21 protein-coding genes and 1 pseudogene are annotated in these 21697 nt (G+C 44.3%); 16 read left to right on the plus strand and 6 right to left on the minus strand.

Annotation, left to right across the window (positions count from 1 at the left end; all coding sequences use genetic code 11):
• Positions 1 to 5: 5 nt before the first annotated feature.
• The 7 genes and pseudogenes from BM607_RS02710 to BM607_RS02740 all read left to right on the plus strand — a co-directional run.
• Positions 6 to 113: pseudogene (locus tag BM607_RS02710) on the plus strand (transposase); the annotation flags it as partial.
• A 553-nt stretch (positions 114 to 666) separates the two neighbouring features.
• Complete coding sequence (locus tag BM607_RS02715) at positions 667 to 1449, plus strand: DUF3450 domain-containing protein (protein WP_006087403.1); 783 nt, start codon at positions 667 to 669, stop codon at positions 1447 to 1449.
• Complete coding sequence (locus BM607_RS02720; protein WP_012588013.1) at positions 1449 to 2804, plus strand: MotA/TolQ/ExbB proton channel family protein; 1356 nt, start codon at positions 1449 to 1451, stop codon at positions 2802 to 2804. The genes BM607_RS02715 and BM607_RS02720 overlap by 1 nt, the downstream gene beginning before the upstream one ends.
• Positions 2804 to 3331: a MotA/TolQ/ExbB proton channel family protein gene (locus tag BM607_RS02725; protein ID WP_006081157.1), complete on the plus strand. Its 528-nt coding sequence runs from the start codon at positions 2804 to 2806 to the stop codon at positions 3329 to 3331. The genes BM607_RS02720 and BM607_RS02725 overlap by 1 nt, the downstream gene beginning before the upstream one ends.
• A gap of 13 nt (positions 3332 to 3344) precedes the next feature.
• Positions 3345 to 3749: a biopolymer transporter ExbD gene (locus BM607_RS02730; protein WP_012588012.1), complete on the plus strand. Its 405-nt coding sequence runs from the start codon at positions 3345 to 3347 to the stop codon at positions 3747 to 3749.
• Between the two features lies 1 nt (position 3750).
• Positions 3751 to 4371: an energy transducer TonB gene (locus tag BM607_RS02735; protein ID WP_012588011.1), complete on the plus strand. Its 621-nt coding sequence runs from the start codon at positions 3751 to 3753 to the stop codon at positions 4369 to 4371.
• 2 nt (positions 4372 to 4373) lie between these two features.
• Positions 4374 to 5621 carry a tetratricopeptide repeat protein gene (locus BM607_RS02740; protein ID WP_071938985.1) on the plus strand — a complete coding sequence of 416 codons (1248 nt, stop codon included), beginning with the start codon at positions 4374 to 4376 and terminating at the stop codon, positions 5619 to 5621.
• 76 nt (positions 5622 to 5697) lie between these two features.
• Here BM607_RS02740 and BM607_RS02745 read toward each other — a convergent pair whose 3' ends face one another.
• On the minus strand, positions 5698 to 6207 hold the full coding sequence (locus BM607_RS02745; protein ID WP_071938984.1) for a diguanylate cyclase: 510 nt from the start codon (positions 6205 to 6207) through the stop codon (positions 5698 to 5700).
• Between the two features lie 79 nt (positions 6208 to 6286).
• On the opposite strand from BM607_RS02745, the gene BM607_RS02750 reads away from it, so the two are divergent.
• The 5 genes from BM607_RS02750 (at position 6287) to BM607_RS02770 (ending at position 9909) form a co-directional block, all read left to right on the plus strand.
• Positions 6287 to 8116 carry a DUF885 domain-containing protein gene (locus tag BM607_RS02750; protein ID WP_071938983.1) on the plus strand — a complete coding sequence of 610 codons (1830 nt, stop codon included), beginning with the start codon at positions 6287 to 6289 and terminating at the stop codon, positions 8114 to 8116.
• Positions 8117 to 8286: 170 nt separating this feature from the next.
• Positions 8287 to 8565, plus strand: a complete 279-nt coding sequence (locus tag BM607_RS02755) for a peptidylprolyl isomerase (protein WP_006081163.1) — start codon at positions 8287 to 8289, stop codon at positions 8563 to 8565.
• Positions 8566 to 8649: 84 nt separating this feature from the next.
• Entirely contained in the window at positions 8650 to 9186 is a 537-nt protein-coding gene (locus BM607_RS02760) for a GNAT family N-acetyltransferase (RefSeq protein ID WP_071938982.1), read from the plus strand.
• Between the two features lie 74 nt (positions 9187 to 9260).
• Positions 9261 to 9491: an RNA-binding S4 domain-containing protein gene (locus tag BM607_RS02765; protein ID WP_006081165.1), complete on the plus strand. Its 231-nt coding sequence runs from the start codon at positions 9261 to 9263 to the stop codon at positions 9489 to 9491.
• A 22-nt stretch (positions 9492 to 9513) separates the two neighbouring features.
• Positions 9514 to 9909, plus strand: coding sequence for a ribonuclease E inhibitor RraB (locus BM607_RS02770; protein WP_011846490.1), 396 nt, complete (start codon positions 9514 to 9516; stop codon positions 9907 to 9909).
• Between the two features lie 165 nt (positions 9910 to 10074).
• On the opposite strand, the gene BM607_RS02775 is transcribed toward BM607_RS02770, so the two are convergent.
• Complete coding sequence (locus tag BM607_RS02775; RefSeq protein ID WP_012088834.1) at positions 10075 to 10962, minus strand: LysR family transcriptional regulator; 888 nt, start codon at positions 10960 to 10962, stop codon at positions 10075 to 10077.
• 157 nt (positions 10963 to 11119) lie between these two features.
• Here BM607_RS02775 and BM607_RS02780 point away from each other — a divergent pair, with 157 nt between their 5' ends.
• From BM607_RS02780 to BM607_RS02795, 4 genes are all read left to right on the plus strand, one after another.
• On the plus strand, positions 11120 to 11890 hold the full coding sequence (locus BM607_RS02780; protein WP_006081168.1) for a TSUP family transporter: 771 nt from the start codon (positions 11120 to 11122) through the stop codon (positions 11888 to 11890).
• A 414-nt stretch (positions 11891 to 12304) separates the two neighbouring features.
• On the plus strand, positions 12305 to 13450 hold the full coding sequence (locus tag BM607_RS02785; RefSeq protein ID WP_071938981.1) for an exonuclease SbcCD subunit D: 1146 nt from the start codon (positions 12305 to 12307) through the stop codon (positions 13448 to 13450).
• Positions 13447 to 16503 (plus strand): SbcC/MukB-like Walker B domain-containing protein, encoded by a 3057-nt coding sequence (locus BM607_RS02790; RefSeq protein WP_071938980.1) that lies wholly within the window; start codon positions 13447 to 13449, stop codon positions 16501 to 16503. The genes BM607_RS02785 and BM607_RS02790 overlap by 4 nt, the downstream gene beginning before the upstream one ends.
• Positions 16504 to 16768: 265 nt before the next feature.
• A complete protein-coding gene (locus BM607_RS02795) occupies positions 16769 to 18070 on the plus strand; it encodes a peptidoglycan DD-metalloendopeptidase family protein (protein WP_006081171.1) in 1302 nt (433 codons plus the stop codon).
• Positions 18071 to 18415: 345 nt separating this feature from the next.
• On the opposite strand, the gene BM607_RS02800 is transcribed toward BM607_RS02795, so the two are convergent.
• The 4 genes from BM607_RS02800 to BM607_RS02815 all read right to left on the minus strand — a co-directional run bounded on the left by BM607_RS02800 (position 18416) and on the right by BM607_RS02815 (position 21529).
• Positions 18416 to 18871 (minus strand): hypothetical protein, encoded by a 456-nt coding sequence (locus BM607_RS02800; protein ID WP_071938979.1) that lies wholly within the window; start codon positions 18869 to 18871, stop codon positions 18416 to 18418.
• 90 nt (positions 18872 to 18961) lie between these two features.
• On the minus strand, positions 18962 to 19486 hold the full coding sequence (locus BM607_RS02805; RefSeq protein WP_006081173.1) for a M48 family metallopeptidase: 525 nt from the start codon (positions 19484 to 19486) through the stop codon (positions 18962 to 18964).
• 47 nt (positions 19487 to 19533) lie between these two features.
• Positions 19534 to 19971, minus strand: a complete 438-nt coding sequence (locus tag BM607_RS02810) for a DUF3010 family protein (protein WP_006081174.1) — start codon at positions 19969 to 19971, stop codon at positions 19534 to 19536.
• A gap of 202 nt (positions 19972 to 20173) precedes the next feature.
• Positions 20174 to 21529, minus strand: a complete 1356-nt coding sequence (locus BM607_RS02815) for a DEAD/DEAH box helicase (protein ID WP_071938978.1) — start codon at positions 21527 to 21529, stop codon at positions 20174 to 20176.
• Positions 21530 to 21697: the final 168 nt, after the last annotated feature.

Below are 21697 nucleotides of genomic sequence, written 5' to 3' on the forward strand. Positions count from 1 at the left end.
ACCATAGAGCGATGCTGTCGAGAGGTTTCATCATAGAAACCATCAACGATCAGTTAAAAAATATCTCTCAAATAGAGCGATCAAGACACCGAAACGTGCATGGTTTTAAGTTATAGCTCGTTAAATCGAACCTAGGTTAGATAAGCTATTTTTAGTTACAGCTATTATAAAGGTTGCCTTGATTAATTAATCCATGCTCTACATTCTATAAAAATTCTCTTTCCAAAAATTAAGATGCAAGTAAAGATTACCTGCTTGAGTTAGTTTCATGTTGAAAAATGTTAATTAACAAAATCAGCCGGGTCAAAGATGATTCATTTCAAGGTTATGAAATTTAATGTTTTTTATCGATATTTTATTTTGGCTGCTCAATTAAATTAACTTTGTTGGTGATGTATTGTTTAAAAAAACACCTTTAGTAAAATTTTTTATCATTAGCGCTTCTTTACACTAGTTTTTAGCCGACCGAAATGTTGACACAGGTCAACATTTTGTGAAATGATGCCAGCGGGTCTATGCCTGTAAGGGCGTAGGAAAGGGAAGAAAAAACTAAGAATCACAAGAGAAAGACGAACTTACAGTAATTTTTTCGGCGAGCATTTATTGCTTCTCGTTTTGTTGCTGGTAAGTTAAACCTTTTTATTCACTTCAAATTGGTTGGGAACTATGTCCAAGGTAAGCAATAGAACAAAAATCGCTACTGCACTTGTTGGCGTGCTGGCATTAGCGAGCAGCAACTTCGTTGTTGCAGATCCTCTTACCGACGTGCAGAAAGCGGATAGTATGATCCATGCTGATGCTGCTGCGTCGCAAAAGAACGTTGATAAGTATTTCGATCAAGCACAAGACATGCTCTTTGAGTATGGTTCTGTCGCTGATGAGCGCGAATCACTGAAATCATATAACGATTACGTTGCCAGCTTAGTCGCTGATCAACAAAAGACAATGGACTCAGTGCAAGGTGACATCAATGGTGTTGATAAACTTCGCCAAGGCGTAGTGCCATTAATGTTTAAAATGGTTGAGTCGTTAGAACAGTTTGTTCAATTAGATTTACCTTTCAACTCTGAAGTACGTACTAATCGTGTTAATGAGCTGAAAAACCTTCTTAACACTGCTGAAGTGACCTTAGCCGAAAAATACCGTTTAATTCTTGATGCTTATAGCATCGAGCGTGAATATGGTAGTGCGGTTGCTGTTAACCAAGGTAAGTTAAACCTAGATGGCAAAGAAGTGTTAGTTGACTTTTTTAACTTAGGTCGTGTTGCTCTTTATGCACAGAGTTTAGATCAAAAGACTGGCTGGATGTACAACCCAGAATCTAAGGGTTGGGACAAGTTAGATGACAGCTATTTGCGTGAACTGACTAAAGGTATCCGCATTGCCCGTAAACAAGGTGCTCTAGATCTATTTGCGTTACCAATTCCTGCTGCGGAGACTGCACAATAATGAAGAAGTTAATTACTACAGCTGTGTTGGCTGCAAGTTTCTCTTTAACTGCTGGTATGGCTAGCGCTGCAGATGCGCCTAAGTCGATTGACCAATTATTGCAACAAGTTAAAGTTGAACGCGCTGCAGAAGGCAAAATCAACAGCAAACGCGAGCAAGAATTCCAAGCAGAACGTGGTGATAAAGCTGCACTGTTAAAGCGTGAAAAAGATGCTTTAGCTGCTGAAAAACAACGTGGCAAAGATTTAAACCAAGCGTTCTTGGATAACGAGCGTAAAATTGCTCAGTTAGAAGAAGACCTGAAAACTGCTCAAGGTGACTTGGGTGAAATGTTTGGTGTGGTAAAAGGTGAAGCCGGTGATTTCGCGGGTAAACTGGCAAGCTCAAACATCAGCGCTCAATACCCAAATCGTGATAAATTCATCGCTGATTTAGGTGCTCGTAAACAATTACCTAAAATTGAAGAACTAGAGCAATTCTGGCAAGAACAGCTGTTTGAAATGGCTGAGTCTGGCAAGGTTGTTAAGTTTGAAGGTTCTGTTACTGGTATCGACGGAAGCGTTAAAACAACGACTATCCATCGTGTTGGTGCTTACAACTTAACTGCTGATGGCAAGTACGTTGTTTATAACCCTGAGTTAGGTTTAATTCAGCAGTTATCTCAACAACCAGAAGGTTACCAAGTTAGCGCGGTTGCTGACTGGGAAAAAATCACTTCAGGTACTGCACCATTTTATGTTGACCCTGCTCGCGGTGTATTGCTAAACATCTTCACTAACAAAGCTAGTTTTGAAGACCGTTTAGAAGCCGGTGGTTCTATCGGTTACATCATTATTGCTCTATTAGCACTAGGTTTATTAATCTCTATCGAACGTCTAGTCACTATGACTATCATTGGCGCTCGTGTTAATAGCCAACGTAAGAACGTCGATAAGCCTGGTAATAACGCTTTAGGTCGTATCTTAAAAGTTTACCAAGAAAATAAAGACGTTGATGTTGAAACGTTAGAGTTAAAACTTGATGAAGCGATTCTGAAAGAAACTCCAGCATTAGAAGCGCGTATTTCAATCATTAAAGTACTGGCCGCTATCGCACCTATGATGGGTCTGTTAGGTACAGTAACGGGTATGATTGCAACCTTCCAAAGTATCCAATTATTTGGTACTGGCGATCCAAAACTGATGGCTGGCGGTATTTCTATGGCGCTTATCACTACAGTTCAAGGTCTGGTTGCTGCTCTGCCGTTAATGTTGATGCATGCAATTGTTGTTGCGCGTAGCAAGTCAATCGTTCAGATCCTTGAAGAGCAAAGTGCTGGTATCATCGCAGCACATGCTGAGAAGAGGGCTGACTAATGATGCTATACCTGATGGACATTTGGGATTCCGTCAGGGGCTTCATGGCCTCCGGAGGCGACGTCCTCTGGCTTGTAGCGGCTGTTCTGTTCTTAATGTGGGTCTTGATGCTTGAGCGTTATTGGTATCTTAATTGGATATCACCAAAGCAACATAAAGCAATCATAGCTGCATGGGACGCCAGAGAGGAAACCACCTCTTGGTATGCACACCGTATCCGTGAAGCTTGGATGTCCCAAGCGAAGCAAGATTTGAATGCACGTATGCTGATTATTAAAACCTTAGTGGCAATTTGCCCAATGATAGGTTTGTTAGGTACCGTAACGGGTATGATTTCAGTGTTCGATGTGATGGCAGTTCAGGGGACGAGTAATGCTCGTTTGATGGCGGCTGGTATTTCAATGGCGACTATGCCTACGATGGCAGGTATGGTTGCAGCATTATCGGGAGTATTCTTCAGTACTCGCCTTGATGCCAAAATGAAGATCAGCTTAGAAAAGCTAAAAGACAGCATGCCGCACCACTAGAGAGAGATTGAACATGGCACGTAAAAAGCATTCCAGTATAGATGAGGAAGCGCAAATTGATATGACACCGATGCTCGACATCGTGTTCATCATGCTAATCTTCTTCATTGTAACAACGTCATTCGTGAAACCATCTGGTTTGGACTATAACAAACCAAAAGCTTCACAAGCGACTTCAAAGCCTTCGGCGAACATCTTTATCGGCGTCAGTAAAACGGGCGTGATCATGATGGAAAACCGTCAGGTTGATATCGAACGTGTAACAGCAAACGTTGAGCGTATGCTGGCTGAAGCTCCTGAAGCTGCTGTATTGATTCAGGCAGATAAAGACGCACTACACGGCTTAGTTGTTAAAGTTCTAGACCAAGTGAAAGCGGCTGGTATAGATAAAATTTCGGTATCTGCGGGGAACGATTAATATGCTAAGAGCACTAGTATCGATCATTATTGGTGCTGCTGTGACTTTTGGTCTGTTCGCTTTTATGGCGTTCTTGGTTGGTGGCGGCGCACAGCGCGGCGAAACATCAGCCGAGACCCCTGTAATTGAAATCACTATGGATAGACAGGATTCAAAAGCACAGAATAAGCCAAGGGTAGTGCCTAAGCCACCACCACCACCAGAGCAGCCACAGAAGCCTGATGCAACGCCACCAGAATCTTCAAGTAATATTGATACGGCAATGTCGTTCAATATGGGTGGTGTAGAAGCTGGCGGTGCAAGTACTGGTTTTAAATTAGGCAATATGATGACTCGCGATGGTGATGCAACGCCTATCGTTCGTATCGAACCTCAGTATCCAATTGCTGCGGCGCGTGATGGTAAAGAAGGTTGGGTACAACTTCGTTTCACCATCAACGAACTCGGTGGTATCGATGACGTTGAAGTTATTCAAGCAGAGCCAAAGCGTTTATTTGATAAAGAAGCGATTCGCGCACTGAAGAAGTGGAAGTACAAGCCAAAGATTGTTGATGGCAAGCCACTGAAACAACCTGGTCAGACAGTGCAACTGGACTTTACCTTAGATAAGGGAGGCAAATAACGATGCGTAATGTTAATAAAATCGCAGCTCTATTATTGCTTTCTGTTAGTGGCGGGACATTAACGCTTTCTTCTGCGGTTGCGGAAGAAAAGTGTCCTATCGACAAACGACAATCTAAAGCGGTAGGCGAAGGAGCAGCGAAGAAAGTTCAAAAGTCGTTCGAAGCTTATACTAATGGCCAGTTAGATGAAGCTATTGCGATTTTGCTCGAAGCTAATGCTAAGAACGACTTCGATAAGGCTTATGTTGCACGCATGTTAGGTAACTTTTATGCCGAGAAAGGCAAAATGGATACCGCGATCAAGTACCTAAAACAAGCTGTTGAAGCTGATATTTTGGGTGGAACTGATCATGCTGCAACTATGCGTCTTTATGCTGATTTGCTGTTACAAGAGAAGAAGTTTAAGGAAGCGATTCCTTACTATTACAAGTGGATGGAATTCACTTGTAAAGCGGATTCTCAAATGTACCGCCGTATTGGTATTGCGCATTCAGAGCTAAAACAGTGGGATAAAGTGATTGAAGTGGCCGATAAAGGTCTTTCATTAGCTGAAGCTCCTGATAAAGGTCTGTATCAGATGAAACTGACAGCGTACTTCAACCAGAAGAAGTATAAGAAAGCTGTTGGCGTGTTAGAAGTCATGGTGCCATTATTCCCTGAAGATGGCAGACTGTGGGTTCAATTAGCGCAGTTTTATTTGATGGTTGAAGACTATGATAAGTCTCTTGCTACTTACGATTTAGCTTATAGAAATGGTTTCTTAGATAGCGCAGGTAACATTACCCGTTTAGCACAATTGATGGCACAGAAAGGTGCTCCATATCAAGCTGCTAAAGTGTATCAGAAACACATGAAATCAGGCTTGATTGCTGAGGATGCTAAGTCCTTAGAGATTTTGGCTGGTTTCTATCAAAATGCTAAAGAGTTTAAGCAAGCAGCTGATTATTATGGTAAAGCTGCCGCTATAAGCAAGGATGGTAAGACTTACCTGAAACAAGGTCGCTTACTAAACTTGGATGAACAATACACTGCTGCGATCCCTGTGCTTGAAAAAGCCATATCCATGGGCATTGATCATCCTGGCGAAGCAAACTTCGAATTAGCTTTGGCTCATTTAAGTTTGAAACAGTACAAGTCAGCTTATAACCGTGCAGTATTAGCTGCTAATGATAAGAAGACTGAGAAGAGTGCAAATAGCTATATCTCTTATATCAAAGAGAAAGCACGTATGCATAACATCACACTGTAATCGCTTGGCAGTTTAGCGTTTGAATTTGAAAGCCCCGAAAGGGGCTTTTTCTTTGGTACTAATTTACAACACAAGCTTACTGCAAGCGGATTAAAGCTTGTGATTGATCATGGCTTTTTTCAAGATCTTGTGAGAGTTGGCTGACATTACTGAAGAGTGACTCGATTTTGTTTTCTTGCGTCGGTAAGCAAATGCAGGCGGCAAGTTTATAATCGATTGTCAGCTTATGATTTTTACCAAAATCTTGGTTAAAGTCAGATATTTGTTGTTCTATTCGCTTTAATACTACCTCAGTTCCCACCTCATCTATGTTGAATAAACCCAGCGCAAAGTGATTATGATCAAGCCTAGCAATCATATCTGTTGCTCTTAATAGTGCTTCCTGCACTTGTTTGGTAAAGAATTCGAGTAAATGGGGTTGTTTGACGGTTTCATGAATGTGAGGGCACAGATACAATAGTACCAAGCTTTGGTGTTCTCTCATGTGACGATGCCATTCTCGGTTGAATACTTCCATGAAATAGGTTTGGTTATAGACTCCAGTTTCTGGATCCCTGAAACCTGAGTTGCGGAACGAGTAGATCATAGATTAACTCCGATAGCAGACCTTGAACTAAGTATAGAAACAGTTCTGCAATAGCGGGCCAAAAAGGAGAAATATTAAAATGAAATTGGGTTTATTGGCAGGATCGATAGCGTTAATCTTCACCCTTCAAGGCTGTTCTAAGCCTGAAGCCACTGCAGTTCAAGAAAACAGCCAAGCTAATGCAGTTGCAGAGCAGGGCGAAACACAAACGGCCGAGCAGCGTTATTTAGCGCTTGTGGATGCTTATTTTAAAGATTACCTAAAGCTTGAGCCCATCTACGCCACTTTTGTCGGCGTTAATGACTATAACGCCGATTTTGGCGGGGATCTGACCGAAGATTACCTCAAGGCTCGCCATGATCTTAATACTCACTATTTAGCTCAGGTGCGCGCGATAGATCCAAAGCAACTGCCCGCTGATTTGCAGTTAAGTTATGACCTGTTTGTCTATGACCGTGATATGGCGTTAGTGGACGAAACTTTCCCATCTCGCTTTATGCCGATAAGCCAGTTCTATAGTACTGTTATTACCATGGTGCAGTTGGGAAGTGGCGAGAGTGCACAACCTTTTAATACTGTTCAAGATTATCGTAATTGGGAACAGAGAGTCGATGGTTTCATCAAGTGGGTAGCACTTGCTGAAAATCGGATGAATCAAGGCATTGAAAGTAAAGTGGTGCTACCTCGGGTGTTGGTAGAGCGCATTATTCCCCAGTTAGACGCTATGCTAACGACTGATGCGACTCAGAGCATTTTCTACTCGCCCATTCAGCATTTCCCTGAGAGTTTTTCTGAGCAAGATAAAGCGGAATTGACAGCTCGTTATCAAGCCATGATAGCCGAACGTATCGTGCCAGCGTTGACGGACTTGCGTGATTACTTTAAGCAAACCTATTTACCTAAATCGCGGGCGACTGATGGTTGGTCTGGTTTACCTAACGGCAAAGCTTGGTATCAGCATCTGGCTAACTCACATACGACCACCACTATGTCTGTGGATGAAATTCATCAAATTGGCTTAAGTGAAGTGGCGCGAATTTTATCTGAGATGGATAAGGTACGTGAGCAAGTCGGTTTTAAGGGCGATTTGAAAGCATTTTTCGGGTCTTTATCTTCCGAACCTCAGTATTTCTACAGTGATCGTCAAGGTTTGATTGATGGTTATATGGTGTTGAAAGATAAAATCAATCAAGTGCTGCCTAACTACTTTAATGTGATGCCAAAAGCTGATTACGTGGTCAAGCCGGTTGAAAGCTTCAGAGAACAATCTGCGGCGGGTGCTTCTTACGAATCGCCAGCGGTGGATGGCAGTCGTCCTGGCGTGTTCTATATCAACACTTATAACCTCAAGGCGCAGCCAAAGTGGGGAATGACGACCTTATCTTTACACGAGGCTGCTCCTGGGCATCATTTCCAAATTGCGATCAAGCAAGAGCTAACCGGTGTGCCTGAGTTCCAGCGTTTCAGTGGTTATACGGCTTTCGAGGAAGGTTGGGCACTTTATGCTGAGTACTTAGGTATTGAGATGGGCTTGTTTACGGATCCTTACCAGTATTTTGGCAAGCTTTCCGATGAAATGCTGCGTGCGATGCGCTTAGTGGTGGATACTGGTCTTCATTCAAAAGGCTGGAGTCGTGAACAAGCTATTCAGTACATGAAAGACAACTCGCCGATGGCTGAAAGTGACATAGTCGCTGAAGTGGAGCGCTATATGGCGATCCCTGGTCAAGCTTTGTCTTACAAAGTCGGTCAGCTGAAGATCCTGGCACTGCGCGCCCGCGCTGAAAAAGCCTTGGGTGATAAATTTGATTTAAAAGCGTTCCACGATCAAATCCTCACATCAGGTTCATTACCTATGGCGGTCATGGAGAACAAAATCGATCGTTGGATAGCGTCTAAACAGGCTTAGCCCGTAATATGCCGTTATTTGACTTTGATGTGAATGACGGCATTTTAAGACTTTTTTATTCAACAGAAAGTTTTTATACTGTTGATTCAAAACCTGTTAAAACGGCTGTTTTAATGGGAATTCAATGATATTTGGGGCAAATGTCTCATGATCCTCACAGGAGTTTTACTATGGTCCAGGCAACAGCAAGACATTTGTTAGTCAGCAGCGAAGAGCAATGCCAAGCGCTGAAACAGCAAATATTGGAAGGCGCAGATTTCGCTCAAATTGCTCGCGCGCACTCTTCTTGCCCATCAGGCGCCCAAGGCGGCGAATTGGGTTCATTCGGTCCTGGTATGATGGTGAGAGAGTTTGATGAAGTCGTCTTCAGCGCGCCATTAAACGAAGTGCAAGGTCCAGTTAAAACGCAGTTTGGTTTTCATTTACTTGAAGTGACCAGCCGCGCATAAGTTTTACGGCTTATTTGATACAGCTTGTTTGATACGGCAGCGTTTGCTGCCGTTTTTGTTTTATCTGCTCATCACGGAGTCACTATGCTGGAACTCTATACCGATAGATTGAAACTCAGAAGCTTACAAGATAGTGACTGGGAACATTTTTATGCGTTGCACAGCGATCCTGAGATTAATCGCTATGTGCGAGTTCCTGAGTCGCAAGAGGTGATCCGCAGTAAGTTTCAGCAGCGCTCCGATACTTGGTTTTACGGTTCTGGCGATTGGCTCACCTTAGTGATTGAGACCGTCGATACAGGGCAATTTGTCGGGTTAACAGGCCTTTATTGTCAAAGCCTTGATGAGCAGCGTGCAGAAGTGGGTTACTTGCTGGCCGCAGAGGGCCACGGCAAAGGTTATGCGACTGAGAGCTTAATGGCGGTCATTGATTGGGCCTGCTTAAGTTTTAATGTGCATAAATTTGTTGGTCATTGCGCCAAAGATAATCATGCATCGGCGCGGGTTCTTGAAAAGTGTGGCTTCAGGCTTGAAGGTTTACTCAGGCAGCAATTCAAAATGGGTAAAAACTGGCTCGATGAATCGGTCTTCGGTTTACTCGCCGATGAAAGACGTCTCTAGCCAAATTATCTTCAGCGGATTTTGTGCGGTGCTGGTATAATGCCGCAGGTTTATTTTTAGAAGGCGTGTATTAAGTGGCGCAAATTAATCAATTGGCTTTGCATTCTGGCGAAGATTTCATTGAATTGTACAAAGTATTAAAAGTGCAGGGCATGAGCAATGCCGGCGGCGAAGCCAAGCATTTTATCGAGGAAGGTCAAGTCACAGTGAACGGTGAAGTTGAAACTCGTAAACGTAAAAAAATTATTGCGGGCGATATCGTCAGCTTTAATGGTGAATCAGTTCAAATCATTGCGGCAGAATAAGCCTGAAACAGTGGAGCAAGATATGCAATTTCCAGATGATGACAATGGTAAAATGCTGGCCGCAATGGCTGAAGCAGGAATCGATTTAACAAAAGAGTTAGATGTTGATTTCTTTTTGGTTTTTGATGACCAACGTGATGCTGAAACGGCGTTAGAAGAACTCACAAATTCTGACTTGCAAGGCGAGCTTGAGCTGAATCTGAATGATGAGCTGGGCAAGTGGGAAATCATTGTTTGCCTCAATATGGTACCTGATTACGATACTTTGGTTGAGCAAGAAGTCATGTTGAATGATTTTGCCGCCGAATTCGGTGGTATGACCGACGGTTGGGGCGTAATGCAACACCAAGACGGTGATGACGAGTTTATGGAAGATGATGACCATGAGCATGTTCACGGTGCTCATTGCAATCACTGATGCTGATTTGCTTTGACCTTTGAGTCTAAAAAACCACCTTCTTGGTGGTTTTTTATTGCCGTTTTTCTGCGATCATTTGCTGCATTTTTTTCAGCACTTCATAGTCTCATTTGTCACATAGAGCGTTATCGCAGCTTGCTGAAACTGTGAAATTCCAAATGTTGTTTAGTGGCGATAAGGGGCAAACACTTCTAATAACCAGTCGATAAAGGCTTGGGCTTTTAACGGCAAGCTAGGAGATTTGGGTGTGAGCAGATAATAGCGATAGGGGCTGGTGAAAGGGGCGTCGAAGGGGATGACTAAGCTGCCGTTTGCCAATTGCTCTTCGATAAAAAATCGCGGAATAAGCGCTGCACCCATGCCACTGGCGGCGGCTTGGCTCAGCATGTAGAAATGCTCGACGCCAAAGGTTTGTGCTTGAGTGAGTGTTAAGCCCACTTTTTCTGCCCAATATTCCCACAGTTCGGGTCTTGTAGTGTGTTTCAGTAAGGTGACGTGATTGATATCTTCGATATTTTGCAGTTTTGGCGCTAACGAAGGCGCGCAAACCAAACACAAATCCTCATCCATCAGCTTGATATAATTCGCGCCCTTAGGAATAGCAGTGCAGCTGCGAATCGCAATATCATAACGGCCTTGGCTAAAGTCCACTGCAAAGTCACCAATCGATAAATCGACATAAAGGTGCGGATGGCGGGACTTAAACTGCTCCATTCTCGGGATGAGCCAATTAATGGTTAAGCTTGGCAGCACATTGATGGCTAAGGTTTGTGGCTTAGAAGGCTGGCGACGTAGGTCACTCGTTGCACTTGACAGGGTTTGCAGCGCGGCTTGGACATGGGGCAAATAGCGCTTGGCTTCATCGGTTAAACTGACTTTTTTATGTAAGCGCACAAAAAGCGCAAAACCCAAATAATCCTCTAACACTCGGATTTGTTTACTGACCGCACCATGGGTGACATGCAGCTCCTTGCTGGCTAATGTCATGCTCTGCAAGCGTGCAGCCGCTTCAAAAGCACGGAGGGAATTGAGTGGCGGCAGTTCGGTCAACATTTGATGTCCTACAGTTGGGGAATTAGAACAGGATTACAGATTTTGTGTGAGTTTAACTCACGCAGTGACGACAATAACTCCTTTGCGTTTATTTGGCAAACGCAGTCTAATGCCTAGCAATCACTCCCTTTTTTTATCAGAAGAATAATAAATCATTATGGAATTTGAACTGACGCTACAAATCGCTGCGATACTTTTTGCCGTCGCTATGGTGGCAGGTTTTATCGACGCTATCGCCGGTGGCGGTGGCTTGTTGACGATTCCTGCACTCATGTGGGCTGGCTTGCCGCCTGCGGTTGCCTTAGGCACAAATAAGCTGCAGGCCTGTGGCGGCAGTTTTTTTGCGAGCTTGTACTTTGTCCGTAAAGGACTCGTGGATCTTAAATCCGTAAAGTTAGCTTTGATCTGTGCGTTTATCGGCGCGGCATTGGGCACTATTCTCGTTCAACTTGTCGATACCAAAGTGCTGGAATTAATGTTGCCATTTTTGATTTTGGCAATTGGTTGTTACTTCTTATTTTCGAAAAAGATTTCTGAAGACGATAAGCATCAAGTGCTGACACCTACCGCGTTTGCGTTCACTGCCGCGTTAGGTGTGGGATTGTACGATGGTTTTTTTGGTCCTGGCACTGGCAGCTTTTTTGCGCTGGCTTTTGTATCGTTAGCAGGTTTTGGTCTGGCTAAGGCTACGGCTCACGCGAAACTACTTAATTTCTCAACCAATATAGCTTCGCTGATCTTCTTCGCCTTGGGCGGCAAAGTGATTTGGTTATTGGGTTTAGTCATGCTCGCAGGACAAGCGATTGGCGCAACTTTGGGTTCTCGTCTGGTTGTGACTAAAGGCACGAAGATCATCAAGCCGCTCGTGGTGACTATGTCTCTTGCCATGAGCTTTAAACTCCTCGCGACGCAATATCACTTATTCTAATTGATTGTTTCTTATCAATAAGCGCAGCCTTAAACGGCGGATTAGTTAATCTTCGCGCGTAAGCTTAAGTTATTTTATTTTTATCTTATCTTATCTGAGTGACGTTCACCTTGGCTCATAAGTTTAGCTGAGGTGGATATCGCTCAGAATATCCTCTAAAGATGATCGCAACGTCTCTTCCTACTTTGCAATAGGTATACTCTTTCAAGGTTTTTGAATAGTATAACCTGTCAATTTTAATGCACTTTTTAGGCTTCTCATTTTTCTATGTGCATTTAAACGCTATGTCTTTATTTAATACGATTTAACCCGATTTGCATGCGTGCAGTGTCTATCTCGTCTGCCTTATTTTTGCGTTGATGTGCCGGCACATGCGCTCAGGTTTAGCGCTACCACTTTTTTAAAAGAGCGATTATGAAATTTATCCACACCTCGGACTGGCACATAGGTCGTCAGTTACACAATCAGTCATTACTGGATGATCAAGCCTTTGTGCTCGAGCAAATTATTGCATTAGCAGATGAGCATAAGGTGGATGCTGTGATTGTGGCGGGGGATATTTATGACAGATCGATTCCGCCAGCAAACGCGGTTGCGTTGTTAGATGATGTGCTCAACCGCTTAGTACAAGATTTAGGCCTGCAAGTGATTATGATTGCCGGTAACCACGATGGCCATGAGCGCTTAGGATTTGCGGCAAAACAAATGGCGACAAGCGGGTTACATATTATTGGACCTTTGAGTGCTGATATTCATCCTATTACTTTGTCGAGTACAAGCGGTGATGTGGTTTTTTATCCCTTGCCTTACGCTGAACCTGCAACAGTTCGCCAAGTGTTTGAGTGTGAGGCATCGAGCCACGAAATGGCCATGGATGTGTTGCTGGAAAAAGTGCGTCAGCACGATAGCCAAGGCTTACCCAAGGTGGTGATCAGCCATTGCTTTTTGGATGGTGGCAGTGAGTCAGAATCAGAGCGACCGCTCAGTATTGGTGGCGCCGATAAAATATCGCCAAAGCTCTTTACTGAGTTTGATTATGTCGCCCTTGGACATTTACACGGACCGCAATATAAAGGCGCCGAGCATGTGCGTTACTCAGGATCGATTTTGAAGTATTCCTTTAGCGAACAACATCAACACAAGTCGGTGACCTTAGTCGAACTGGGCACGCAAACGCCGATTGATATCCGTTTATTGCCGTTAACGTCGATGCGTGATGTCCGCATCTTAGAAGGGGAGTTAGACACTTTACTCGCCCAAGGTAAAACGGATGCAAAGCGTGAGGATTACCTTATGGTCAGGCTCCTCGATAAACATGCTATTTTAGACGCTATGGGCAAACTTAGGGCCGTCTACCCTAATGTGCTGCATTTAGAGCGGACAGGCTTGATGGCGGGGCAGCAGCAAGTTGCTTTGAGCCGGGATCATATCAAAAAAGGCGAGATGGACATGTTTTGTGACTTTTTCTCCCAGGTGTCTGGCGAGTCATTGACGCAGGCACAGCAAGCTGTGATGGATGACCTGCTGACTAAGCTACACAATGAGGAGCGCCAAGCATGAGACCCCTTAACCTTTCAATGTCAGCCTTTGGTCCCTTTGCATCGACTCAGGTACTTGATTTTACAGCCCTTGGAAGCAATCCGTTATTTCTCATCAACGGGCCCACAGGCGCGGGTAAGACGACCTTGCTCGATGGCATTTGTTTTGCGCTCTATGGCAAAACCACAGGTAATGAGCGTGAAGGCAGCCAAATGCGCTGCGATATGGCCGACGATAGTTTACTAACAGAAGTCACTTTCAGTTTTCAGCTCGGCAGTAACAGCTATCGTATTCGCCGGGTGCCAGAGCAAGACAGAGTTAAGAAAAGCGGTGACGGCTCGACAGTGCAAAAGCCCGAAGCGCAGCTCTATAAAATTGACGCCGATGGCAATGAAAGCTTATTAGTTGCCAGCAAAGTGTCCGAGGCCACCGCTGAGATTGAAGCTTTGACTGGGCTCGATGTGGAGCAGTTTCGCCAAGTGATGGTATTACCTCAGGGTAAGTTTCGCGAATTATTAATGGCGGACTCTAAAGCGCGCGAGCTGATATTTAGTCAGTTATTTCAAACGCATATTTATCGTCGGATTGAAGATACCTTAAAAAATAAGGCTGCCGATATCAGCGCCTTAGTGAAAGAACAACGCAGCCGCCGCGATGGTATTTTACAAAGTGCGGGCTTAGCATCCGATGACGAGCTAAGCAATGAATTAGCCAAGCTAACACCTGAACTTGCGCTCGCTCAAAGTGCCAAGGAACAAGCATTACAGCAGCAACAATTAATCATTAAAGCCAGCGATGCCGCCCAGCATCTACTGGCTGAATTTGCGCAGTTTGATACCTTAACTCAAACCGCAGCAGCGCTCGAGGCGCAGCAAGAAAGCATAGTCGCGCAAACCCACAAACTGAACTTAGCTAAACAAGCGCAGCGTTTAGCGCCTATGGTTGAGGTGTTTTTAGCCCGTGAACAAGAAGCACAAGCCGCCAATCTCGCCTTTAGTCATGCGCAAACGGCACTGACTCAGGCCAAGCAAGCCTTTGATGATGCCGAGCTCAAAGCGCAAGACTTGCCCGTATTGGAAGCGTCGCTACTGGAACAGGAACAAGCCAAACAGCAACTGAATGCGCTGGGGCCGCAGCTTAGGGAACTGGATAGACTCAATAAAACTCTCGATCAAGAGCAAGCGCAGTTAGTTAGGGCTAAAGCACAGCTTCAGATCAGTAAAAATGAGTTAACCGCCGCAACCCAAAAACGCCGTGAACTGGAATCGGCTTTGCCACCATTGCAGGCTAATAGCGACACTCGCCTCTCATTGCAACAGGCGCACCAGCAGCAACAGCAGTTATTGTCGACTTATCAGCAATGGCAACAAGTGGCGGCAAGGGTATCGTCGACACAGGCAAAACTTGCCAATGCGAAAGCGCAAGGGCAACAACTCAATGCCGAGCATCAGCAAGCACAGGTTGCGCATAAAGCCCTATTATTGACTTGGCACCAAGGACAGGCAGCCATTTTAGCGCGGCAATTACAGCAAGATGAACCTTGTCCTGTCTGTGGCAGCCAAACCCATCCACAGCCAGCACAGAGCCAAGAGCCGCTCCCAAGTGATGAAGTGCTGCAATTGGCCCAAGACGCTGAAACGATGGCCCAAGAAGTCCTGAGCAAAGCCAGAGCGGAATATCGCGGATTACAGACACAGTTAGAAACCTTGCAGCAACAAGCGCAAGATCTCGCGGCCCAATTGGGCACAGCGGTTGATATTTCTCAAGATGAACATGCGCATACCTTGTCGCAATATGCTTTCTCACTCACGCAAGCTGAGCAAGCTCATCAAGATTTGCAGCAGTTACAGCAAGAAATTGTCTTGTTGCACGCGCAGGAAACGCATCTGCAACAAAAGCTGGAGCAAGGACAAACACACGATAGTGCGCTGCAATCTAAAGTGGATTTATTGCAGGGGCAGTTGGCGCACATGCAGCAAAGCGTCCCACCTGCGCTTGGAACGCTTGAGGCATTAACCGCAGCAATCACGCAAAACCAGCAACAGATAAGCCAGATTAAACAGCAGATTGCTGACGTGAGGGCGCTTCAGCAACAAACAGGGCAAACCTTTGTTGCAGCTAAAGCTGCATTGAATGGTGCCGAAAATACCGCTGAGGCGGCATTAGTTCAGCAAACGCGTGCCCAGCAGCAACTCAATCAGCAATTAGTCGCAGCGGGATTTACCGACCAACAGGCCTTATTTGCGGCCATGCTGGATGAAGAGCAACTGCATGCATTAGCCAGCGAGATTGAGGCTTACCAGCAGCGCAGTGCTTTGACCAAGGCGCAGTGCGAGCAGTTAGCGCTGAGGCTCAAAGATAAAGTGCCACCCGATAGCATTAAGCTCGCAGCCGAGCTTGAGTCGGCACAGCAAGCATTATACGCAGCAGAGCAGGCATGGCAGCTGCTTCACACTCGCACAGTACTACTGACCCAAACTCAAACCCAGCTCAGTATTGCAGATACGAAAGCTAAGGCGTTAGACGATGAATATGCAGTTATCGGCACGCTTGCCGATGTGGCGAATGGGAAAACAGGCAATAAGATCAGTTTGCAGCGTTTTGTATTAAGCGTACTGCTCGACGATGTGTTACTCGAAGCGAGCCATAGGCTGCATCTGATGAGTAAGGGACGTTATCGCTTGCTGCGCAAGGAAGATAGAGCAAAGGGCAACAAGGCGTCTGGGCTCGAGTTAGAAGTGGAAGATGCCTACACCTCAAAAGTGCGCCCTGTGGCAACCTTAAGCGGCGGCGAAAGTTTTATGGCGGCCTTGTCCATGGCGTTAGGGCTATCCGATGTGGTGCAAGCTTATGCTGGGGGGATCAAACTCGACACCTTATTTATCGATGAAGGCTTTGGCAGTTTAGACCAAGATTCATTGGAATTGGCGATTCGAACCTTGATGGATCTGCAGTCTTCGGGCCGCATGATAGGGGTGATCTCGCACGTTTCTGAGATGAAAGAGCAGATAAATACTCGCATCGACATCAATAAAACCTCACATGGGAGCGAAATGACGATAGTTTTGCCTTAGTCGCTCGTTCTCTCAGAGTCAAATAAATAACCTGCTGTTTTGTATATGTTATTTATTGTGACTCTTGCGTGTTTAACATTAGGATAATGTGCGCAAACTGAGTTGAAAATGCCAACTGGCGCATGTTTCTTGTTAATAGTCAGGTAAAAGTACGAAATAGCATTTGTCATAATGGGATTTTTGGGATAAGTTGGAAAAAATTCGGGCTTCCCTCATAGGGACTGGTTCAAAAATAAAACGCAAAGTTAACGAAAGGTGAAAAGCGTTGCAGACAGGCAAACCCAACTTTATCAACTTATCGCAAACCCGTTTGCAGAACTTATCATCGACCCAAAAAAACATTCTATTAATGGGTGGTTTGTTGATTGGCGCTGCTATGTTAATGCCGAATAATGGTCATGTTGTGCCAACTGCTCAGCGTATCCCTGTTGTCCTCGATATTGAAAATATTCTCCCCCAAGTTTCTGAACCTGAAGTCCAAGATCAAGCAACCCTTATTAATAACGCTCCACAGTTTGAGCGAATTATCGTTTCTGGTGATACCTTAAGTGGGTTATTTTCGAAAGCGGGTGTTGATCAGCAGACCATGTATAAGGTGTTAGAAGCTGATTTAAATATTTTGGCACTTGATACCTTATTGCCTGGTAACAGAATGCAATTTTGGCTCGATAACGAAGGCCAATTACAGAAATTAGAACTTTATTTTAACGCTGCTCGCCAAGTGGTGTTTACACGCTATGAAGACGGCAGTTTTAATGTTGAAGAAGTCAACGTTGAAGGCGTTTGGCAAAATCGTATTATATCTGGCGATATTAAAGGTTCATTTTACGTCTCTGCACAAAAAATGGGTTTAGCTGCGGCTGACATTCAGCGGATTGAAGATTTACTCAAAGAAAAATTGAATTTCGCCCGTGATTTACGCGTTGGCGATAAATTCTCTGTTTTGGTAAATGATCAATATGTTGAAGGTGAAGCGACGGGTAGTAGCCAAATTTTAGGCGTGAGTATTAAAACCGGTCGTTCTGAAATTAGTGCATTTCAATATACTGACGGCAGTTATTACGATGCCAAGGGCCAGAGTTTAGTACGTGCGTTCCAGCGTTATCCATTAGCTAAACAACCCCGCATGAGTTCTCGTTTTAATCCATATCGTAAACATCCAATTACTGGCCGTATTTCACCCCATAACGGAACCGACTTTTCAGTGCCAATAGGCACTAAAGTGATTGCTCCTGGTGATGGTGTTGTTAGTTTAGTGACTGATCACCAGTTCGCTGGTAAGTATATTGTGATTGACCACGGTGGTAAGTATCGTACCCGTTACCTGCATTTATCTAAGGCGCTTGTACGTAAAGGTCAGCGAGTGACTCGAGGCCAAGTGATTGCTTTATCAGGTAATACTGGTCGCTCAACGGGTCCACACTTACATTATGAATTCCATATCAATGGTAAACCTGTTGACCCGTTGAAAGCGGATATCCCTATGTCTAGCAAATTAGCGAATCAAGACTTACGCACATTTACCAATATGGTGAAGAGTCGTGAAGCTATGATGAACCTTGGCTAATAGAACTAAGTCTCGCCAAGTTTGAATAAGCGTTCTAAGATTTTATTAATGCCGATGAAATGTAAATTTCATCGGCATTTTTGTTTCCATCATTCTTCTTGTAGATATTTTTCTGCTATCACAAGTATTCTTCGAGTTGTAAGGAAGCTTTAAAATTTATTCGATTCGTAGTTGTGGCGATAAAAACTCGGGGGATAAATGGAGCGGTTCTGAGGAGTTTCTGTTAGCAAGTTATTCTCTTGGACAATAAGAGACTCAATTTGGCAGCTGATGACCTTTAAAGCTAACTAGCACTCTTTATTAGGGACTGAACAGAACTAAATACCTAGCGTTAAATAGCGTCTATCAGCTTGCTTGGCGTCTTTGCATCACTTTTAATGCACACTTACACAGTTTACCTTTTAGAGCGGGACAGCCACCGCAGGGAGACTTTTTAAAAGGACGTAATGCAAAGCTGTGTTCTGTGGGTAAAGGAGTGAGCCGAGTAATCATAGTCGATGAAAATGTTGCATCATTCGCTGCAATAAACGTAGCCTTTACCAGTTTTAACTGTTTCTTGAGTGCGGATTTATCGCTATGGGTAAATTCTTGTTGTGAAATGTGCTTCGTGAGTAATTTGGTGAGGTGTTTGCGCTGAGCTTTTTTATTCGTCAAAGATTTATCAGTCAGGCTGTTCAGATGAGATAAGGATGGAATCGCTTTTCCTGAACTTGAAACAGATCTTGCCTGTGTTTTGAGTAACTTTTTAGCTTGTTTTTTACACCACTTGCTCAAAAGTTTATCGATATTCTGTTTCGTCATTGTCGTTACTGAATTCTGCAGCGTGAGATACTTCAATATTCTAAATGAAAACTATTATCAGTCAAGTTGTGAGCGAAAAATATACTAAGGTCAAGTGTCGGCTTTATCTGCGGAATAAGGGGATATGTTGGCGTCGATACAGGTCAATAATAAGCGTAAATCAAATTCAAACTGGTGATAATCCGGCTCCATATGAGTACACAAATTATAGAAAGCCTTGTTGTGATCTTTTTCTTTTAAATGGGCTAATTCGTGTACGACAACCATACGTAATAAGGGTTCAGGTACACGCTTCAAACGTGAAGATATGCGAATTTCGTTCTTAGCTTTGATTTTATTGCCTTGAACTCGCGCGACGTAGGAATGTAAGCCAAGTGCATGATGACTAATGTTAATTTTGTCATCAAAGATCACTTTTGAGAGCGGGGACGACTGGCGTAAAAATTGGTTCTTAATCGCTTGGGTGTAGTCGTACAGCGCTTTATCGCTGCGAACGCTATGTATGACAGGATGTCGTTTCAGCAGTAGCTTGGGTAATGTGCCAGCATCGAGATGTTGCTGTACCTGCTGTTGGATATCTGGGCTGTAACCGCTTAAGTATTTTAATGGATTCATAGGGGATTGGGCTCCGAATGAATTCGGAGCCTGAGTCATCGCATTACTTAAACTTTGCCGAAAATACGGCGGTTTTGCTGGGCGTAAGCGGCTTCAAAAGCTAACTGCTGCACTTTTTTAAGATCTAAACTATCGAAATCAACCTGTGGTGGATTGCGCTTGTTTTGCTCTTTGATAGTGACAGGAGACAGTAAGCTGACAGGTAATTCACCTAATTGAATCGCTGCTTCAAGTTTAAAACTTGTGGCTGAGCCCGCCAATTTACCTTTTTGTTCACGTTCAATGATGACAACTTCATCAACACGATAATCTTGCATAAGCTTATGAAAAGCGAAGTGAAACTCACGAATAGCTTCTGTGGTAGCAGATTGGGAAACGGTGAAAGACACCTTACGGCATTCTGGCACATTGAAGGTTTCACCTTCATAGCTCAATAAACTGATAATGGCTTCGCCACCTTTTAATTCAACACCACAAACTCTCATGTTACACCTTCAAAATATCGATAATAGCGCTATTGTAGCTGGAAATGACGTGAGGATCAGTGTTTACCCTGCGCTTTTGATTCGCTTGGCGACAGACTGATGCGCTTAGTGCGTCAATTCCCAGTATTCGATCAGCCAATGTGTTGTGTATCAGAAATAAAATCTGATGTTAAATCCACCGGCATATATGCTTTAATTTGTTCTAAACTTCTTCTGTATCATTGTCTTGCAGTAATTTCGCCGCAGCAGGCTTTTTACGCATTGGTGCATCGCCAATGTCCACGCCCGTGATAAAACGCTTATCCCGTGAAGGCGCCGGTGTGGCTGCTTTAGTTCTTTTGCTCTTACCTTTAGCAAGCTCGGCTTTAGCAACACGTTTTGCTGGTGTCTGTTTGGCTTTGCTTTTTAGACCACTAAATTTAGCTTCTAGACCTGGAATCGTACTGATCTCAAAGGTCTTTCTAAGGAACACTTGGACTTTCTTAAAGTTGTCCCAATCTTTAGGTCCGACGAGCGATATCGCATCACCTTTCGCGCCAGCACGGCCAGTACGACCGATACGATGCACGTATTCTTCGGCAAATTTAGGCATGTCGAAGTTGACGACCAAAGACACATTGAGCAAATCCAAACCACGAGAGGCAACATCGGTTGTCACTAGGACTTGTTGTTGGCCACGGGCAAATTGGTCCATGATTTGGTTTCGTGCGGCTTGCTTTAAATCACCGCTGAGTGCGGCGGTTGCAAAACCTTGCTCAATTAATTTAGCGGCTAAGCGTTCTGTATCTGGGCGCGTCGCAGTAAAGATGATCACTTGCTTGTGGGTTTCATCTTTAAGTAAACTGGCTAATAACGCTTCTTTATGGTCTAAGTGGTCACATAAGAAGATGCGTTGGTGAATGTCGTTATGCTCAGAGTGAGCCGCGCCAATCGCCACGTGCGCTGGATTTTTTAGCAGCGTTGCCGCGATATCATTGATTTCGTCATGATCTAACGTGGCAGAAAACATCAGCGTTTGACGACGTTTATGATCGGCAGCATCGTTGATGGCTTTCAACTGCGGGGCAAAGCCTAAATCTAACATGCGGTCGGCTTCATCGAGCACGAGTAACTCTAACCCATTCAGGAATAAATGTTTTTGCTCTAAATGATCGGCGATACGGCCCGGCGTCGCGACAATAAAATGCGGTTCTTTCGCTAGGGCTTTAGCTTGATCGTTAAAGTTTTCACCGCCCAGAACGCTGATTGCCTTGTATTGGGTGTTGGCGACCAGCAGGCGAAGCTGACTATACACTTGATGTGCTAGTTCGCGGGTCGGTAATAAAATCAATACTCTAGGATCGCGTTTTGACAGTGAGCGGGTAGAAATGACTCTTTGCAATGCGGGTAACAAAAACGCTAGGGTTTTACCTGAGCCTGTTTTTGATGACGCCATTAAATCTTTACCTGCCAATGCGATAGGCAGTGCTTGTTCCTGGATGGCGGTGGGTTCTGTGATCCCCATATGTTTTATGCTTTGAAGCAGACGCTGGTCCAGAGAAAAATCGGTAAATTGCAAAGGTATATCCCCTAAATCTTAGTAAGGGCAGATTATAGCCTTAATCGCCCTAACTCAGCTATCCACATCGGTGATTATCTCTGCTTCACGCATGGATTTATCGCGAAAGTGTACCATTTACACTTAGTTGCCTGCATTTGTTTACATCGATGTTACAAGTACTTAATT

Source organism: Shewanella sp. SACH, assembly GCF_001887095.2.
GTDB lineage: Bacteria > Pseudomonadota > Gammaproteobacteria > Enterobacterales > Shewanellaceae > Shewanella > Shewanella baltica.

Bases quoted from the DNA above. Each gene is read 5' to 3' on its own strand.
- BM607_RS02715 (WP_006087403.1), top strand. From the start codon at position 667: ATGTCCAAGGTAAGCAATAGAACAAAAATCGCTACTGCACTTGTTGGC.
- BM607_RS02720 (WP_012588013.1), top strand. From the start codon at position 1,449: ATGAAGAAGTTAATTACTACAGCTGTGTTGGCTGCAAGTTTCTCTTTA.
- BM607_RS02725 (WP_006081157.1), top strand. From the start codon at position 2,804: ATGATGCTATACCTGATGGACATTTGGGATTCCGTCAGGGGCTTCATG.
- BM607_RS02730 (WP_012588012.1), top strand. From the start codon at position 3,345: ATGGCACGTAAAAAGCATTCCAGTATAGATGAGGAAGCGCAAATTGAT.
- BM607_RS02735 (WP_012588011.1), top strand. From the start codon at position 3,751: ATGCTAAGAGCACTAGTATCGATCATTATTGGTGCTGCTGTGACTTTT.
- BM607_RS02740 (WP_071938985.1), top strand. From the start codon at position 4,374: ATGCGTAATGTTAATAAAATCGCAGCTCTATTATTGCTTTCTGTTAGT.
- BM607_RS02745 (WP_071938984.1), bottom strand. From the start codon at position 6,207: ATGATCTACTCGTTCCGCAACTCAGGTTTCAGGGATCCAGAAACTGGA.
- BM607_RS02750 (WP_071938983.1), top strand. From the start codon at position 6,287: ATGAAATTGGGTTTATTGGCAGGATCGATAGCGTTAATCTTCACCCTT.
- BM607_RS02755 (WP_006081163.1), top strand. From the start codon at position 8,287: ATGGTCCAGGCAACAGCAAGACATTTGTTAGTCAGCAGCGAAGAGCAA.
- BM607_RS02760 (WP_071938982.1), top strand. From the start codon at position 8,650: ATGCTGGAACTCTATACCGATAGATTGAAACTCAGAAGCTTACAAGAT.
- BM607_RS02770 (WP_011846490.1), top strand. From the start codon at position 9,514: ATGCAATTTCCAGATGATGACAATGGTAAAATGCTGGCCGCAATGGCT.
- BM607_RS02775 (WP_012088834.1), bottom strand. From the start codon at position 10,962: ATGTTGACCGAACTGCCGCCACTCAATTCCCTCCGTGCTTTTGAAGCG.
- BM607_RS02780 (WP_006081168.1), top strand. From the start codon at position 11,120: ATGGAATTTGAACTGACGCTACAAATCGCTGCGATACTTTTTGCCGTC.
- BM607_RS02785 (WP_071938981.1), top strand. From the start codon at position 12,305: ATGAAATTTATCCACACCTCGGACTGGCACATAGGTCGTCAGTTACAC.
- BM607_RS02790 (WP_071938980.1), top strand. From the start codon at position 13,447: ATGAGACCCCTTAACCTTTCAATGTCAGCCTTTGGTCCCTTTGCATCG.
- BM607_RS02800 (WP_071938979.1), bottom strand. From the start codon at position 18,871: ATGACGAAACAGAATATCGATAAACTTTTGAGCAAGTGGTGTAAAAAA.
- BM607_RS02805 (WP_006081173.1), bottom strand. From the start codon at position 19,486: ATGAATCCATTAAAATACTTAAGCGGTTACAGCCCAGATATCCAACAG.
- BM607_RS02810 (WP_006081174.1), bottom strand. From the start codon at position 19,971: ATGAGAGTTTGTGGTGTTGAATTAAAAGGTGGCGAAGCCATTATCAGT.